The organism is Clostridium sp. CF012 (genome assembly GCF_018861755.1).
In the GTDB taxonomy this organism is placed as follows: domain Bacteria; phylum Bacillota; class Clostridia; order Clostridiales; family Clostridiaceae; genus Clostridium_AD.
The window spans coordinates 1-16,999 of the sequence record NZ_JAHLEF010000039.1; the positions used below are offsets into that span (position 1 = coordinate 1).

20 protein-coding genes and 3 riboswitches are annotated in these 16,999 nt (G+C 31.5%); of the genes, 13 read left to right on the forward strand and 7 right to left on the reverse strand.

Annotation, left to right across the window (positions count from 1 at the left end; all coding sequences use genetic code 11):
* A partial coding sequence (locus tag KPL50_RS22405; RefSeq protein ID WP_253200763.1) for an ATP cone domain-containing protein occupies window positions 1–309 on the reverse strand: 309 nt, incomplete at its 3' end.
* 213 nt (window positions 310–522) lie between these two features.
* Window positions 523–706: riboswitch (cobalamin riboswitch) on the reverse strand.
* A gap of 147 nt (window positions 707–853) precedes the next feature.
* Window positions 854–1,034, forward strand: a riboswitch (cobalamin riboswitch).
* Window positions 1,035–1,214: 180 nt separating this feature from the next.
* Here KPL50_RS22405 and KPL50_RS22410 point away from each other — a divergent pair.
* The 7 genes from KPL50_RS22410 to KPL50_RS22440 all read left to right on the forward strand — a co-directional run bounded on the left by KPL50_RS22410 (window position 1,215) and on the right by KPL50_RS22440 (window position 5,313).
* Window positions 1,215–1,397: a helix-turn-helix domain-containing protein gene (locus KPL50_RS22410; RefSeq protein ID WP_216300757.1), complete on the forward strand. Its 183-nt coding sequence runs from the start codon at window positions 1,215–1,217 to the stop codon at window positions 1,395–1,397.
* Between the two features lie 104 nt (window positions 1,398–1,501).
* Window positions 1,502–1,675, forward strand: a riboswitch (cobalamin riboswitch).
* Window positions 1,676–1,955: 280 nt separating this feature from the next.
* Complete coding sequence (gene cbiQ / locus KPL50_RS22415; protein WP_216300758.1) at window positions 1,956–2,858, forward strand: cobalt ECF transporter T component CbiQ; 903 nt, start codon at window positions 1,956–1,958, stop codon at window positions 2,856–2,858.
* Between the two features lie 12 nt (window positions 2,859–2,870).
* On the forward strand, window positions 2,871–3,698 hold the full coding sequence (locus KPL50_RS22420) for an energy-coupling factor ABC transporter ATP-binding protein (RefSeq protein WP_216300759.1): 828 nt from the start codon (window positions 2,871–2,873) through the stop codon (window positions 3,696–3,698).
* A 65-nt stretch (window positions 3,699–3,763) separates the two neighbouring features.
* A complete protein-coding gene (locus KPL50_RS22425; protein ID WP_216300760.1) occupies window positions 3,764–4,516 on the forward strand; it encodes an energy-coupling factor ABC transporter permease in 753 nt (250 codons plus the stop codon).
* Window positions 4,516–4,839, forward strand: coding sequence for an energy-coupling factor ABC transporter substrate-binding protein (locus tag KPL50_RS22430; RefSeq protein WP_216300761.1), 324 nt, complete (start codon window positions 4,516–4,518; stop codon window positions 4,837–4,839). Before KPL50_RS22425 ends, KPL50_RS22430 begins: the two co-directional genes overlap by 1 nt.
* Before the next feature lie 145 nt (window positions 4,840–4,984).
* Window positions 4,985–5,125 carry a hypothetical protein gene (locus KPL50_RS22435; RefSeq protein ID WP_216300762.1) on the forward strand — a complete coding sequence of 47 codons (141 nt, stop codon included), beginning with the start codon at window positions 4,985–4,987 and terminating at the stop codon, window positions 5,123–5,125.
* A 20-nt stretch (window positions 5,126–5,145) separates the two neighbouring features.
* Window positions 5,146–5,313 (forward strand): hypothetical protein, encoded by a 168-nt coding sequence (locus KPL50_RS22440; protein ID WP_216300763.1) that lies wholly within the window; start codon window positions 5,146–5,148, stop codon window positions 5,311–5,313.
* A 618-nt stretch (window positions 5,314–5,931) separates the two neighbouring features.
* On the opposite strand, the gene KPL50_RS22445 is transcribed toward KPL50_RS22440, so the two are convergent.
* Window positions 5,932–6,078, reverse strand: coding sequence for a hypothetical protein (locus KPL50_RS22445; RefSeq protein ID WP_253200764.1), 147 nt, complete (start codon window positions 6,076–6,078; stop codon window positions 5,932–5,934).
* Between the two features lie 308 nt (window positions 6,079–6,386).
* Here KPL50_RS22445 and KPL50_RS22450 point away from each other — a divergent pair, with 308 nt between their 5' ends.
* Both KPL50_RS22450 and KPL50_RS22455 read left to right on the forward strand, forming a co-directional pair.
* The gene (locus KPL50_RS22450) at window positions 6,387–7,151 is read left to right on the forward strand and encodes a LytTR family DNA-binding domain-containing protein (RefSeq protein WP_216300765.1); all 765 of its coding nucleotides are present in this window, start codon (window positions 6,387–6,389) and stop codon (window positions 7,149–7,151) included.
* On the forward strand, window positions 7,138–8,403 hold the full coding sequence (locus KPL50_RS22455) for an ATP-binding protein (RefSeq protein WP_216300766.1): 1,266 nt from the start codon (window positions 7,138–7,140) through the stop codon (window positions 8,401–8,403). The genes KPL50_RS22450 and KPL50_RS22455 overlap by 14 nt, the downstream gene beginning before the upstream one ends.
* A gap of 8 nt (window positions 8,404–8,411) precedes the next feature.
* Here KPL50_RS22455 and KPL50_RS22460 read toward each other — a convergent pair whose 3' ends face one another.
* From KPL50_RS22460 to KPL50_RS22475, 4 genes are all read right to left on the reverse strand, one after another.
* Window positions 8,412–8,555, reverse strand: coding sequence for a cyclic lactone autoinducer peptide (locus tag KPL50_RS22460; protein ID WP_216300767.1), 144 nt, complete (start codon window positions 8,553–8,555; stop codon window positions 8,412–8,414).
* A gap of 34 nt (window positions 8,556–8,589) precedes the next feature.
* A complete protein-coding gene (locus KPL50_RS22465) occupies window positions 8,590–9,141 on the reverse strand; it encodes an accessory gene regulator B family protein (RefSeq protein ID WP_253200765.1) in 552 nt (183 codons plus the stop codon).
* A 694-nt stretch (window positions 9,142–9,835) separates the two neighbouring features.
* On the reverse strand, window positions 9,836–11,443 hold the full coding sequence (locus KPL50_RS22470) for a TULIP family P47-like protein (RefSeq protein ID WP_216300768.1): 1,608 nt from the start codon (window positions 11,441–11,443) through the stop codon (window positions 9,836–9,838).
* A 25-nt stretch (window positions 11,444–11,468) separates the two neighbouring features.
* Window positions 11,469–12,707: a TULIP family P47-like protein gene (locus KPL50_RS22475; protein ID WP_216300769.1), complete on the reverse strand. Its 1,239-nt coding sequence runs from the start codon at window positions 12,705–12,707 to the stop codon at window positions 11,469–11,471.
* Between the two features lie 290 nt (window positions 12,708–12,997).
* Between KPL50_RS22475 and KPL50_RS22480 the strand changes: the two genes are divergently transcribed.
* The 3 genes from KPL50_RS22480 (at window position 12,998) to KPL50_RS22490 (ending at window position 15,460) form a co-directional block, all read left to right on the forward strand.
* Window positions 12,998–13,147, forward strand: a complete 150-nt coding sequence (locus KPL50_RS22480; RefSeq protein WP_216300770.1) for a hypothetical protein — start codon at window positions 12,998–13,000, stop codon at window positions 13,145–13,147.
* A gap of 190 nt (window positions 13,148–13,337) precedes the next feature.
* Window positions 13,338–15,014, forward strand: coding sequence for a metallophosphoesterase (locus tag KPL50_RS22485; protein ID WP_216300771.1), 1,677 nt, complete (start codon window positions 13,338–13,340; stop codon window positions 15,012–15,014).
* A 209-nt stretch (window positions 15,015–15,223) separates the two neighbouring features.
* Complete coding sequence (locus KPL50_RS22490) at window positions 15,224–15,460, forward strand: hypothetical protein (protein ID WP_216300772.1); 237 nt, start codon at window positions 15,224–15,226, stop codon at window positions 15,458–15,460.
* A 125-nt stretch (window positions 15,461–15,585) separates the two neighbouring features.
* Here the strand turns inward: KPL50_RS22490 and KPL50_RS22495 are convergent, their stop codons facing one another.
* Entirely contained in the window at window positions 15,586–15,774 is a 189-nt protein-coding gene (locus KPL50_RS22495; RefSeq protein ID WP_216300773.1) for a hypothetical protein, read from the reverse strand.
* 548 nt (window positions 15,775–16,322) lie between these two features.
* Here KPL50_RS22495 and KPL50_RS22500 point away from each other — a divergent pair.
* The gene (locus KPL50_RS22500; protein ID WP_216300774.1) at window positions 16,323–16,586 is read left to right on the forward strand and encodes a hypothetical protein; all 264 of its coding nucleotides are present in this window, start codon (window positions 16,323–16,325) and stop codon (window positions 16,584–16,586) included.
* The last annotated feature ends 413 nt before the right edge of the window (window positions 16,587–16,999 follow it).

Below are 16,999 nucleotides of genomic sequence, written 5' to 3' on the forward strand. Positions count from 1 at the left end.
AGCTTTCATAAGGTCTGATTTTATTTCTCTAATCTTGTTACGTTCACGCCTATAATTAGAATAAGCCACTCCAATAGGCTTATGTCCATTTTCTAAAAGTTTATCTTCAACAATATTTTGTATTTCCTCCACAGAAAGTTGCTGCTTGTCCAAATCCTCAATTCTTTCTAACACCTTTTGAGTTAGCTCTATAATTTCACTTTCTCTTAAATTAAAAGCTATCTCATCCGCAGCTCCTCTTATGGCATTTGTAATTTTTATCGAATCAAATTGAACCTCTCGTCCATCTCTTTTGAGTACATGTAGCATAACTAGGCCTCCTCGAACACATTATATTGTGTTTTCTTTATTCTATTTTATAAAAAATCTATAGTATAATTAGAAATTTTTCTCTAACAAAAAATTAATCCCTTTAGCATTTCTGCTAAAGGGTATGACAATAATACTGACCATAATTGTAAAAAGCGCAAAAATAAAATGCGTGTTATACAATTATACGTCACCCCCTATCACTCGTAGAGTTTGTGGTGCATTAATATAGGCAGGTCTTCTGACTCAAGAATCATTATTTAAGTACGCCTTCCCCGTTTCCAAGTGGCATAATGTACTAAAATTCATCTATTACAGCTACGAGATAGTTCAGGATTTTAACCTGATTCCCTTTTCATTAATTAATTTTAATTAAACCTATATTTTATTATTTAATTTTTAAATTGTTTCAAACATGTGCTTATTGTATAAGTATAATATTGTTAATATAAAAAATCAACTGCTATATTAGCATTTTGAAGGGCTAAATTTCTATTGCTTTTACATTTCTTTGATGCTAATATAGTAATTGTAATATAATAAAAATTGAATATTAGCTTTAGGTGCCCTATAACTAGGGTTAAAAGGGAAAGTGGATAAAAACCACTGCAGCCCACCGCTACTGTATTAGAGGATGAAATCCAGAAAACCATTGGGAAACTGAGAAGGTTGGAGAGTAAGATGATGCTAAAGCCAGTAAACCTGCCTACTGTGTAAAATTTTAGTCTTCGGAGGGGGGACGGAAATACGTAAATTAACAATAATATTGGGTTATTCAATGCGCCAAAAAGTTAATTGCATTATTCCACATCCTTAGGGTGTGGTTTTTTATTTGCTGTTTTTTTCACGGAAATTTATTATTTTAATTAGAAAGTATATACGAGATAGGGAGGCGTTTATAGTATATGGTGACAAGTTTAGATGAAAAATTCGAACTGGGCACTTATATGGCTAATATTGAAAGGGCAATTATTGAAAAAACATTAAGAAAGAATGCTTATAATATTAGCAAAACTTCAAGAGAACTGAGTATTTCAAGACAAGATTTGCAATATAAAATAAAAAAACATAATCTAGACCTGAGATGAAGGACATAAAGCATTATTTTAACCAAGGGGTTCCATCTTGAGAGGACATACAATTTTAATTATTATAAAAAAAGAAAATATACTCTGTAATAACATTAATAACTTAATAAGAAATTATCTAAGGTACCTTTTAAAGGTTTAATAGGGAAAGTGGTCTAAATCCACTGCAGCCCCCGCTACTGTACACGGAGACAAATCTATACCACTGGCAAGCGCTGGGAAGGTTGGAGGAGAGTGACCCGCAAGCCAGGAGACCTGCCTAGATGATATACAGCTTTATCCTACGGAGGGACGGGATTGCAATTATATATGCCTTTTTGCATTATATTGCTTTCACATGGGATGTGAAGGCATTTTATTTTATAAAATCTTTTGCTCCACCTTTTGTAGGTCGAGTATTTTTATTTTTTTGGATTATAGTTTTAAAATTCACATTATTCGGCCTAGAATTTTTAAATCCTACTGTAGGTTCAATTGTTCACAATGTTTCCTGCATTTTCATGGTTCTAAATTCTTCAAGAATGCTGACGTGAGGTAAAAATTCAAAGGAGGTGTTACATGGAAAAAATTATTATTTTATGTGCCATGTTTCTGGTGGCTGTCTTTTTCTTCAAATGGAAACATGGGAAGGGGCACACCAATGGCGATGGTAAACATCATCATCAACATAGAATAGGACATAAACATGGCGAAGGGTTTTCAATTGATTTTTATGCTTACAGTTCCAAAATCAGACACTGGAATGCTACTTTTAAAGTATCTCTTTCTGTTCTAATACTGATTCTTTGTATTGCATTGGAAAACCCCTATGTATCTGTTGTGGTCATTATTGCAATGGCATATTTGACCATTGTAAGAGGAGAGCTTCCAGTAAATGAATATTTGTCAATACTGGCGATTCCAATCGTCTTTATTCTCCTTGGCACTTTTACCATTGCCATTGATTTTTCAAAGCAGCCCATGGGGCAGTATAACCTGTATCTTGGTTTCTGCTATGTGTTTACTTCTCAGGCAAAGCTTAAGGAAGTGGTATTTTTGATTCTGAAGGTGTTTGCAGCTATCAGTGCCCTACAGATGATGACACTGTCGACACCATCTTCTGAGATTATCTATGTGCTTCGAAAGGCACATGTGCCAAAGCTTATTGTAGAACTGATGAACCTCATTTACCGTTACATTTTCATTTTAATGGATGTCTATGCCAAAATGAAAAACTCTGCAGAATCACGCCTAGGTTACTGTGATTTTAAAACTTCCTGTTATACATTTGGAAGCATTGCAAGCAATATGCTGGTTATTTCGCTTAAAAAGGCAAACACTTATTATGATGCCATGGAGGCCAGATGTTATGATGGAGATCTTATATTTTTGGAGGAAGATAAAAAGGTAGAGATAATACAGATTGCCTCTGCAGTAGCCTTCATAAGTTCTTTGATTCTGCTCTGGTGCTTTACAAGATAGAAAGGAGCTATTATGGAAAAACCAATATTAATGGTCGAAGATCTATACTACACCTACGGAAATGGAAAGTCTGCACTAGACGGCGTAAGCGTGGATATCCATGAAGGTGAGAAAATCGCTGTCATTGGTTCCAATGGATCTGGAAAATCCACATTTTTCTTGAACATAAACGGTGTATTTACACCGGAACAGGGAAAAATCATTTACCGGGGTACTGTGGTCAATAAAAAGAATTTAAAAGGGCTTAGAAAAAAAATCGGAATCGTATTTCAGGATGCGGACAATCAAATAATTGCATCTACAGTTAGGGCAGAAGTTGGATTCGGGCCGATGAATTTAAAACTTCCCAAAGAGGAAGTATTGGAACGGGTTGAGGAAGCACTGGCATATATGAACATCTCAAATTTTAAAGATCGTCCGCCACACTATTTGAGTGGGGGTGAAAAGAAGCGTGTCACCATTGCCGGTATAATTGCTATGAAATCGGAAATCATTATCTTTGATGAACCGACTGCATCACTGGACCCTTTAAATGCACTGATGTTAGAAGAAGTTTTGGACAAGCTTGCTTTGGAGGGTAAGACAATGCTGATTTCCACCCATGATGTAGATTTCGCATACAGATGGGCTAAGCGAGTCCTTGTATTCTGCCAGGGGAAAATTATCGCAGATGGAACACCGCTAGAAATTTTCCGAAACACTGAAATTTTAAAACAGGCAAATCTAAAACAGCCAGCCATGCTGGATGTCTATGAATTGCTTGTAGAAAAACATCTGCTGGAAGATACTAAAGCCTATCCGAAAAGTACACAGGAATTCAAGGAAATGCTTGAAAAATAGTTAGTTTTTCTAGGTGTTTTAACTTAGATTAATATAAATTTAAAAAAACAAAGGGGGAAATAAAAATGAATCAAAAAGAAAAGAAAATTGTCTTTATTGCCATAGCTTTTGCATTAATTTTCGGAGTAACTCCCGTAGCAAACGCAATGCACATCATGGAAGGATATCTACCACTTAAATTCTGTATAGTATGGGGTGTTATCTGTGTTCCGTTTTTACTAGCAGGTTACATTTCAATTAAGAAAACATTGTCATTAAATCGTAAATCGATTTCTATTCTTGCTATGGCGGGTGCCTTCATTTTCGTAATTTCATCTTTAAAGATTCCGTCAGTAACAGGAAGTTGCTCACATATGACTGGTACCGGACTTGGTGCAATTTTATTTGGACCTATGGCTGTCAGTATCCTGGGGATCATTGTGCTGCTTTTTCAGGCAATCCTGCTTGCTCATGGCGGCCTGACCTCTCTTGGTGCTAATACGTTTTCTATGGCTATTGCAGGACCGCTTATTACTTATGGAATCTATAAATTATGCCAAAAGCTGAAAGTCAATAAATATGTAGGTATTTTTCTTGCAGCATCAATTGGCGACTTATTTACCTACTGTGTAACTAGTATTCAGCTTGCACTTGCATATCCGTCAGCCAGCGGTGGTATCGCAGCCTCTGCAGCTAAATTCCTTGCAGTATTTGCACCGACACAGCTTCCATTGGCAATTATCGAAGGAATTTTGACAGTTGTTATCATTATGGGTCTTGAAACATATGCAAAATCCGAACTCACAGATCTTGGATTCCTAAAAGGAGGAGAAAATTAATGGTAAAGACGAAAAAAAAAGTTATCATTCTATTAATTATTGCTGCATTAATTGCCATTATACCATTATTCACGTTAAAAGGTGCTGAATTTGGTGGCTCAGATGATGCAGGAAGCAAAGTTGTTTCCGAGATTACAGGTACTGATTATAAACCTTGGGCTACACCTGTTATGGAAACTTGGATTGGCGGAGAATTACCAGGCGAAATTGAGAGTTTACTCTTTTGTCTACAGACAGGTATTGGAGTAGGTGTTCTTTTCTTTTTCCTCGGAAGATTCGTAGAGAGAACTAAAAAAGAAAATCAGGAGAATAAAACTGAATAATGTTTTTTTAATATATTCTTTTAACAGCAATAAAGGTAGTTGGAAGCAGAAATTTTTAATTGTACTAAGAAAGCTTAAAGTGCCTAAGTTATTTGTTTACCTAATGGGCCTAAACTTGAGATAAATGCTAGGAGGTATTATAAATATGGGCAAAATAAATAAATTAATAAAATTTTCATTGGATGATTTATTTACAGCTACGTATTTAAACTTAAAAAGAGCAAGTGCATATGGCTGCTTTCCGGAACCACCTCAAATTCTAAAATTATGCTTAAATAATATTTAGAGTTTGAAGGGAGAATTATTATGGATATGTACAAAAACTTAGATAAGAAATTTCAAGTCAATATAACAGGAAATAGAGAAGCCGATAGGATTATTGTAGAGGAATTCAACAAAAACTATGTTGTAAATAAGGTTCAATTAAAAAAGATTTTATGGAAGAAATTCAAAGAAACTTTTAAAAAAAAGTAAAGGATGATAGAAATGAGAAATATGCTTTGAGTGGAATTTTTATTAACTTTAAAATAAGTAAAGAAAGTGGGGTACCACTATACATTCAAATTAAAAAGCAGATTATAGAAGAAATAAAAAAAGGAACTATCAGGAATGAAACCAGAAGAATTTTTAGACATAGTAAATAAAAGGCTAGATAAAGAAAACATATAATTGATAAAATCATAAAAGTATACGTAGAGTGCAATATAAAACAAGCTTATTTAATTATCTAAAATTACAAGGATAGGTGCACTGATATTTTTATGGGCTTCTCTTAGTTTTACAATTTTTATTATTCCAAATATTTCTAAAATTGTGTATGATTTTTTAGAATAAGAGATCTGTTTAAAGAGATAAAAGCTGTGAATTTTAAATTCGCAGCTTTTATTATTATAGAGTATACATTATACTCCTTACGTAAAACTGTACTATAATATGGAATCATAAACCTTAAAAGGGAATAATTTCTAAATTACTATTGATTTGTTATAAAAATCATGATACACTTATTGAGTGAGCGGATTGCTGTACTGTTCAATTTGCTTATGAGATTAGATATAATTGTGTTTAGATGCAATAGGAAGCTCGCCGGAGCTACTTATTGCTTTCTTTTTTGTCAATACTTAATGAGGTTTCAGCGGAAAGCTCATTATTTTTTATAGTTGTTTTTGATTGAAACATAGCTTTCATTATCTCTTGTTTGTAGCAGAAACCAAGCAGCATAGCAACAATACCCAACATTGTTAGACAGAGAACAATAATAATAAAATCTAGATTCACAAGACCACACTCCTTTTTAAATTTATTTTAGGTGCAATCCGCTCACTTTTTGAATAGAGTTTGGAAATGATATAAGGTTGTACACTAATTGTATCATATATATTTTAGGATGTATTGAACATTGCATAAAACACCTAATTTTTGTCATTAATATCAATGTGTTATTTAATTTGATTAACTAAAATATTCAAATTACTAGAAGGTATTTTCAAATTAATATAGAATATGTAATTAAGGGTAAATCAATACAAAGGGGGGATGATAACTATATGTACAATATATTAGTTTTAGAAGACGATTGTATTCAGTTGAAAACCCTGTCAGATATTATAAAACAGTCTGGGGACATGTATCAAGTATATGAAACCACCAATACTGCAGAGGCTCTTAAAATAGCCCAGCAGGAGATGATTGATCTTTTCTATATAGATATTAATTTAAAAAATGAATCAGGTCTTGTATTTGCTCAGGAAATAAGAAAAATAGAAAGATATAGATTAAACTGGATAATATTTGTGACAATTTACAAGGAGTATATGCTTTCAGCCTTTAAGAAAATTCACTGTTATGATTATATATTAAAGCCTTATAATAAGGAAAACATCCAAATGATAACAAAGCTTTTGCTATCAGAAAGTAGTGCACAGGTTGCTGTTACAGAAATTAGGGAAAAATTCATAATAGTTCCTGTAAAGAACGTCCAGGTAAAAATATTTATTAATGAAATAATATTCGTGGAAGTCTTTATTAGAACTTCAATAATTCATACTATAAACGGGTCCTTCACTATAGATTATTTATCCCTTAAGAAAATAAATTCAGTTATGGAACATAAGAATATCCTTCAAAGCCATAGGTCCTATTTAGTTAATGTAAAATATATCAATAAAATTGAAAAAACTAATGATAAAACTTCTTACAAAATTTATTTTTGCAATACTGATAAAACTGCATTACTCGGAAATAACTATAAGAAAAGTATAATGGACAGGTTTAATAATGTTGTGGGTGGGGAGACAAATGAAGGATTATAAGATATTTGTTTTGATATTCCTGGAAGTAGGAAGCTTTATGTTGCTATGGAATATGTTTAATAAAAAATATGAAAAGAGATTTTATAAAAGTGCTATCATAGTAATTTTTACTTCATTAGTAGTTCTAATTACAAACTATATTTATCCTCCCTTGCAGTTTTTTGTTAATTACCTGTTTTTACTTTTAGCTATTAAGCTGGTATTTAAGAAAAAAATAAAGTATTTATTATTAGAGTTCGGTTTGGTTCTGGCCATTTTTGGTATAATGCAGTTGATTATAATAATTGTGTTTAGATTGGCTACTCCAACTTTTATGGAAAAAGGAGATTTTATATATTTACTTATTGCAAACCTCGTTTGCATGGTCTTTTCTTTTTGTATATATAGATATGTATCTGATGATAAGCTAATAATTTTTTTTAAGCAAAAAAGTTCTAAAATATACTTTTTTTCTGTGAACCTTCTAATATATATAGTTACGGCAAAGTGGGTATGGAATTTTAAAAGACATGAATTTTTGGATGAAATAGCGCTGTATCTTGCCATTCCTATAGTATACATTCTGGCAAATTTGTTTTTTCTTGAGTATCAAATGAAAAATAACGAAATAAAGAAATCACTGGAGGAATATCAGAAATACTCTCCTGTAATATCGAAGTTACTCGAGGACGTAAGAAGGAGACAGCACGATTTTAAAAATCATTTGAATACAGTTTACAGCCTTCTCCTAGTATCTGATGAAAAGAATTTAAAGGAAACTATAACAAAATATATAGATTCTCTTAATATTTCCTTAGAAGATATGGAGAAGGTACTTCAAATAGACAATACAGTGGTAACGGCCATTATTTACAATAAAATTAATGAGGCAGCCAAAAATAATATTGAGTTTAAGTTTATGATTCAAGGGGGCTCTAAGTTTCCTTTCAAGGATTATGAATTATCAGAGCTTTTAAATAATCTTGTAGATAATGCTTTTGACGCTGTTATAAATTCAAAAGGTGATTTGAAAAAAGTATTCTTAAATATAGGTTACCTTGAAGACAATTGTATTATAGAAATCGGAAATACAGGTGAAAGAATAGAATTTAATGAAATCGGAAAGATCTTTAGTGCAGGATATACTACTAAAGGAGGAGAAAATCGCGGATACGGGCTGTATAATGTAAAAAAAACAGTTGAATCCTATGGTGCTAGGATTCAACTATCATTTGAAAACAATTATACAATTTTCAGCATTAAATTGTCGTAGGTATGTGACTATTCTTCTTTTAGGCATTCTGGGATTTCAGGCTCTCCAAGAAAGAGGAAGGAGCCATACCATGGAAATACAAATGAAGTTACAGTGAGGCAAAGTGCGCATAACATGGATTTTCCTTTAAAACTGTTAACTAATTTTCTCATAATGTCCTCCTTTTTTATAGAATTCACAAATGGGTTATAACGTCGGCTTTTTAACCAGCACAAGCTGTATATTTTGTATTAATATAGTGCTGAAGCCGCAGTTTATATAGGAAGGGCTTTTTAAAAATAATAAAATAGTGGTCCATAAAACTATAGACAGAGCTGCCGTATACTTATATTGCAGCTTTTTTTTATTATCTTTTACAGGACTACGAACACAGCATATTGGAGCACGGATTAAAACTATCACAAAACTAGCTATGCTCACAGGTAGATAATATACTGCCAGAAGTCTAGGCATTAAGGGAGCGAGCACACTGGTGAAGATAAAGAGCAGAGTTGTTAGAAGTAAACAATTCAAGGCTCCCTTTACGTGTACTCCTCCAGCAAATACCCTTGTTGACAATAGTACGAGTAATGAAAAATAGAAATACTTCTGAACATGTATTATATTAAAAAATAATACTAGAAAAACAATCTTGAATCCTTCACTTAAAAGTATACTTAAGCCATACTGTATCCTTGCTCTATCTTTAACATTATTGTAGGCCTGCGTACAAATGAAGGAGGTAAGCTGCAATGCCAATTTATCTATGATTCTTAATGCACCTCCTATAAAGTGAAAAACAATATTTTTTTAAAATACATTAATTTAAAGTGGCTTCTCCTTGTTCATAAATAATATGATGTAAATTACGTGTTTAGTACAATATGGAGTTAAATTAAAAGAGAATTTATAATAAATAAAGGGAATATAAGTTAATTATTGAATGATGTAAAAAAGCTGCTAAATCATATTACATATAAAAGGAATTATAATGGTGGAGTAGATCATAGCATTTTCGGTACTTACATATATAGCTATCTGAATATAGAGCAATAGATAAAAATACCAGGATAGGTGCACTGATATTTTTATGGGCTTCTCTTAGTTTTTCAATTTTTATTTATTGTCATTTACACAAATTTAATAATAAAAATAATTAATCCCTGAATTGGTATTAAAGGAATACTAGGACGATAACACTAAATAGATTGGCAGCAAAATGTGATATTGCACTAGTCCACGCATTGTTTGATTTATAAAAAAAATTTACAAGCATTTTTGAAATAGTAAAAGCATGTTAATAAGGTGAAATTAACATGCCTTTTTACATTTGATTATATAGTTATTAAGGAATATTTTTATACGGCATCTAGTAATATCAACAGTTAAGGACCTATTAATCCCTTTAAATTAATAGGTCCTTAACTATTGATATTACTATTTATTTTTTTATTTAATAATTTGAAGCCTCCTGATTTGTATTAGATGATTCTATAAAGCCTGGGTCACCTTTTAAAATAATGCCACCATTATAGACAACAGTTCTTAGTACATAACGGTCCGGATCATTTGGATCACATAATGGCCAGGCGATTTGATTTGTAGCAATTTTAACTAAAGTAGAAATACTCGGAACATTATTAGCAACTCCATTTGCAATACAGTTGCTAATAATTTGTGATATACCATTTATAGCTGCTATTACAACAGCAACTACAATTCCAACAATAACTCTATTTACCACATCTTTAACTACCCTCTCTATAAGGATGCCACATATTGCTACAATCCCCGATAATATAATCTCCGTGATGATAATAGCAGGATCTGTAACCACACGATGAATCACTATAGGCTCTCCCAAATTCGCATAGGTAAGACATTGCTCCCCTTTATCATTCACCGTTAGCTCTAATGTTTGGAATGAGTCCATATCTATATAAGCATCAATACCAGGCGAAATATTAACGCTTATATGTGTTGTAGTTCTAATTTGAGTCGGTTCAAAGGACACCATAAAGTTGTCAATCTTTGGATGATACGTAATGCAACCATATTTTATTCCTTCCATGGAAAGATTCTTTGCGGTAATCATATTCTCATTTAAGACAAACTTATCTTTATCTTTTGAAAAATCTTGCTGTACTCCTGGTAGGAATTGATATTTTAAAAATAGCTGGGTGTTAATAATAAATACACTACTATCATCTTTTTCAAAGGCTACCGAAGTAATTTGGTGTGATAGTGCATCTGCACTTCTATTATTTGTCATACACAATACTCCAAAAACACTACTATTTAAGGTTCCATTGTCAGTATATGCGTATGACATATACGTAGTTTTTAACCATTTAAAATCTTCACCAGAAGACAAGTTTTTAAGATACACCGTAGAAAACACATTATCAAAGGCTTTTAAATTGTCATTTAGCCACAGCTGTAGCATGCTTTGTATAATTGCTTTATTTATTGTACTAATTTTTGAATCAGGTGGAAAGTTCATATAGAGTAAGGATACAACAGGATTCTGTTGATTCGTCTGAGTAGTATTAATCTTTAAGTCATAACTTCCATCCTCAAATTGTTCAGATAACACTTCTGGAAAATATGCAAGCTTAACTTGTACAACAGCACTCACATCATTCAAAGAAATTTGCTTGCCTGTTGAAGAAGTATATATTCCATCCTTAATAGGTATTTTCATATTAACATTGGAGCCATCTCCACCTTCTATGATTTGCCAATCCCCAAAGTTTCCATCAACTTTAAATATATCCCCACTATCATCTAAATCTTGTGAGAAATTAGGTGGTGAAGTATGTTTTTCTTGGATAGCTAAATTTAAATAATTAGCACGTATAGCATATACGCTATCCCAACCATTCGTGGTGACACTATCACCTAATAGTATATTAGGGTTTTCTAATTGTTCCTCTGATTTCTGAAGCATTACAGCATTTTTATATAGACCTGTATTTAACACTGCGTCCTTAAGGATATTATCTAGATTTTCAACCTCTAAACTTACACTGTGATTTTTGATTTTTAAATTATCACTCATTTGTTATTCCCCCTCATAATCGCACTTATAATTTATACTGTAATATTAATTCATTTGAAAAAAAGCAATTAGTTAATACTGTTTCATTGTTACCATCATTCCATTTTATAGCATCAATCTCCATCACATTTATACTAGATTGAAATGCCGAACTAATTTGATTGATTAAATCCTCTGATATTATATTCACCGCAACATCAACTAAGCCCAAAAGAAATTTCCAATACCATGGTACATGAGAGTCTTTAGAAACATTAATATCTCCTATGACAAAGGCAATTGTATTATTATTCTTTTTCTCAGGCTTGATGGTTGCTTCTATGCTAAATGTCATATCAATGCCCACATAAAGATTGCAATTACCACTACACGTAATGTTTAAGTATTCCCCAGTTATGACTCCACGAAAACTTTTTACTTTAGGATAATAATCAATTGCACCATTGTGAATTTTATGTAGATTTAGAGTTTTATTATTTAGTAGTACTGAATCCTGTAAATTGAAATCAGCAGTGGAGTTTTCAAAGGTAGATAAAAGACTTGTTAAAACAATATTCCATAAAACCTTGTCTCTGTTAATTGAGAAAAGTGCAGTACTATACATGTCCTTATTTTGCACATCAATATCTATTGAATAACCGGAAACGTCGCGTTCGTCACATACAGAACAAATTGCAAAATATCCATTGTCCTGATCTAAAAAGACATATTTATTTTGCACTGGCCGTATCCACTCAGCAAGCGCTTCATTCAAAGAACCGACTTGTGCAAAAATATATCTAACCTTGTTAGGATTTTCCACTAAATAGTCGCATATTCCATTAATCAGTAGTTGTTCTTTTATTATGCCAAGCTTGTCTGTTTTATCTTCTACCACAATTGGATATACTGCACCTTGCGTAAAACCATCTTTTTCACTGGTAGCAACATAAGAAAAATCAAAAGTTAGTATGGAGGATTTTTTGTTATCTGGTAAATTAACAAAATCTAACGTACAAGAAATAATAATGCTAATTCCAGATATATCATTGGCAGTTTCATCCACTGTCAATAAACCTTCCTGAATTGGCAGTCTTATTCTTATATTTTTACCACTACCTTCTGGTACAATCTGCCACGGGTTAAAGCTACATATAATATGGAAGGATTGATCATCGGATGTATAATCTAAGCTACTATCCTTCTCATCCCAGGATTCAACCAATCGGTTATTAACAATACTATTCTGAATTATACTAATTGTATCCCAATCACGATTATCCATATATCACCTCCTGTCTTTAGGATCGCCATACATACCGTTATGCACAGTAAAATATCCCTTTTAAAACAAAAATAACCTATATTTCCTTATAATATTATATATTTACCTTAATATTTTACCATATAAAGTTAGCTATTACAATTTTATTTCTTATTTGAAGTGGAAATTATAAAATAGTTACAGAGCAAGTTGACTGTGATAGTTATAACTTTGAAGATCTGGTTAAAAGCAATAAGATAAAAAGAAAAGAAGAATTTAATTTACTTGAGAAGTTGAATCAAAGAGGGTATATGGAAGAGAGTGGGTATGCCTGGGCACAGCCAAGAGATGCAGAACTCCAGGAAATGTATAAAAATTTTATGGGGAATTTAGAAAATGATAAGAAACTTAAAAATAAATTAATAAAATATTTTTCGACAGTATTTTATCTATTTAGATAAAAAACGCTAAAACCATTGATGTACAAGCATTTATAAGAAGTGCCCTATAGGAGAATAAATCCTATAGGGCACTTCTCATTTAGGGTTCATTTAGGGTTGATGTTTTATAATATGTGTAACTTACTATTTTAAAGAGAAAAGTTTAAAGATTTGGTTATCTATTGATGGCTAAAAATTAAAGGAGGATTTTATGAAAAAATATCTAGTTTTATTAATTACTCTATTAACATTTATTTTACCTACAGTTGCATTTGCAGAGGTAAACCCAGTTGTGCAGCCTACTCTGGTAATGAAAACAAGCACAACCCTTGCAAATAATGCAGATAACCCCGTTGTTGTAAGCTCTACTAATTCATTATTGCTTGACTTTGGGACAATCCTTGATGGAAATACTGTTACAAATGCAGTGAAAGTATTTAAAGTAAGCACAAAAGGCTTAGAAACTGAAGTACCTGTTAATTCAGTTATAGACAAAATTAATCCATCAATACTGCAAATTAAAACAAAAGACAGTGTCCCATTTACGCAAGGAGAAGAATTTAAAATTGTAGTAAGTCCTGAATTGAAATCATCAAAGGGCCTTTCATTAAGTAATAATATTGAATATTTTGCTGTAAACTATTCTTTTACTCTTGCAAAAGAAGGAATAGCTCAATTAGATTCAAAAAGAGAACTAGTAGTTTGTATAAGTGATATACATCTTGGAATAGATGATAAATATGCCGAAATTAAAAAGAACAGAGAGGATCTTAAAAAATTTCTTGAACAAATAAGGTATTCACCTAATGTTAAAGAACTGGTTATCGCTGGTGACTTATTTGACGAATGGTTTATTCCAGCACAATTAGATACTTTCAATGGAAAAACACAACTTGATTTTATAAAACTAATTGCTAAAAACAATAAAACAATAATTGATGCTTTTAACAATATAATCACAGATAAAAAAATTAAAGTGACTTATGTACCAGGTAATCATGACCTGTTATTTACAGCTTCTGACGTGCAGAGTGTACTTCCAGGGATATCGCAAGCACGTGATGTACAAGGACTAGGAGCATATTCACCAGAGAATTTTCCAAAGGCTGTAATTGAACATGGGCATAGATATAATTTTTTTTGTGCACCTGACCCTATTTCAAATGCTAAAATTGCACCTGGCTCAATCCTTCCGCCAGGATATTTTTTCACACGTATAGCAACAACTTCTGTTATAGAAGGACATCCTAAAGCAGGTGGAATAATGCCAGAAGTTACCCCTAATAATATAGGAGTAAGTCAAGATTTGGCTTATAGCTATTGGCAACAATGGAAGGGACTTATGACTGCCTTACCGGCAAAAGAGAGTTTTGATGAAAAATTTATTACCACTAATATAGATGGATTTAAGGAAGATTACTCAATAAATGAAATCATGCCTTACCAAACTATGAAAAATGGTGCTATTAACGTGAATTTATTCAAAGGAAGTCAAGATTCCTGGGAAGCAAGACAAACTTTGAATAAAGTACCTATAAAAACTTCTGTGAAAAATGCTATTACAAACGGTGGATTAGCTAGTGATTCAGATGAAATGTCTAATATTCAGTACTTCAGTAACCCTAACTCTGATAAAAGAATTGTAGTATTTGGACACACACATGAGGCTCGCATACTGTCATATAACACTGTTAATAACCAAAAAGCTATTTATGCTAACTCTGGTACTTGGATAGATAAGAATACATATCCAACTATGACATTTGTAGTGCTGATACCACAAAAAACCAAATATTCAATGCCTAGCTTTGTGAATCTTTATCAGTATTCATCTGAAGGAGTTTCTACAAAACTAGATGCACAGGCACTTACAAAACTTAATAATTAAGTAACTATAACTAAATATTAAGATTACGGGATATTAAGAAAATGGATAGGTATTTGGTGCCTATCTATTTTTTTTGCAACTTGCAATATGACGGTATTTGATTAATTCAGCAAGGGTAATGTGATAGAATTCTTTAAATGGATATTTTAAGGATTGGAGCAGGGCTTATCAAAAGCATGGCATGATAGGACTCGCAATCAAAGTGCCACATGCTGGATAATCCTTTTGGAAAGGCTTCAGGAAGCCATGTACTTGATCCTATATTTACTATTGCAAACAAGCTAAATTTCCAAATAATAGCCTTTGCTGCACCAGAAATTATAAAGACAGAAATCAGTGAAAGATTCCCTGTATTTTGGGCGCTACAAATTAATGAAGAGGACGAAAAGGGGAAACTTGGAAGTGTCATTGGCAGAGTGGTTCATGGGGGAAGGGTTAGAGGATAGAAGAACTATATAACAAGAGCGCGAATTAACTTAATATCACATAGTACTCATTTTACGACATTTTTTAATATTAACATCGTTGCAATCGCAGTAGTAACCCCACATCTAATGATATGGGGTTACTTTTAAATTTTAGATTTGTATTCCTTATTTAATATATTTAAAATTCTTTCCAAAGCGATTAAAATTGCAACTAACAGTCCAATTATTACTCCAACTATTAACCCATATCCTATTGTGAAAAGACCAATAGTGCAAAGTATTATTACATATAAAAATGGTATTCCATAATTGCTTGTTTTATCATTACTCATCTTTTTACTCCCCCATTATAATAGTCTATAATTTTATACAAGTGTTTACTAAATTATAGTTATTTATATACTAATTATAACATAAATTTCAAGTATAAGGGATTTAATTATCTGAAAATAGGTTCTCTACCTTTGTAAGTAGCAATTCTGGTATCTACAAAGTTAGTTGTACTATGAACTATAATATTTTTGCTTTTTATTATGTCTTTATCATCTTTGAAATATTGTAACCACTAGTGAATTTAAATGATTTTTCTAATTTGGTTGGTTGGTTGGTTAAGAAATCCTTATGAGAGCAATAAGGTATAATTAAAAAAACAGGTTTAAATCAGTTATGGAGATATTTATAAAAGTATATAGTTTCATGTAAAATAATGGTACAATATTTATAAAAGTTGTTTCACAATTGTAAGAAAAATTTAACTAAGTAGAAACAACACATTGCATAATGGGAGGAATAACTGCTTATTAAAATAAAAATGTCATCAAATATTTTAATTGTAGCTTTCATATGGATAATAGTTGCAGTAATGTGTATTGTTTAAATTATGATATTGTCTAAAAATCCATCTTTTTTAATAATTGTTGCACCAATAATTATACTAACATTTGCTGGTGCAATAGTAAACAGTATTAACTTCTATATGTTATATAAGGATTTTTTAACCCTTAAAAATGATAGTATAATTGAAAACTGTGGTTTAATATTTAAGAAAAAAGTATTATATTTATCTGATATTAAAAATGCAAAATACAATAAAAATAGTATGGTTTTTTATATGATGAACGGACGCAAAAAACGTATATCATAATTATTTATAAGTAAAAGTGACGAAATAGTCTTTTATAATTTTCTTACCACCAATTCAATAAACATTATTGCATAAATTCCATATATTTCTACTTGAAAGTTAAAAATAAATTAATTATAAGTTACCCTCAGTAAACCCGATAGAACACCCATTTCCTCATAAAGATGAAGGTATTAGTTATGTGGACTGTAAATTGAGTATATATCGTTAATCTCCTCAACTATGATTTATTCGTTATCAAATACAAGTGTGTACTTATATTATATTACAATTATATACAAAATACCAATACTAATGTTACTAAAAAATAACAGATAAAAAACAGCATTAATACCTGTGAATATTAATGCTGCTTTTATGTTATTATTTATGATATTTTATTGTTTTGCACCTCAAAACGGAACCAGTTGATA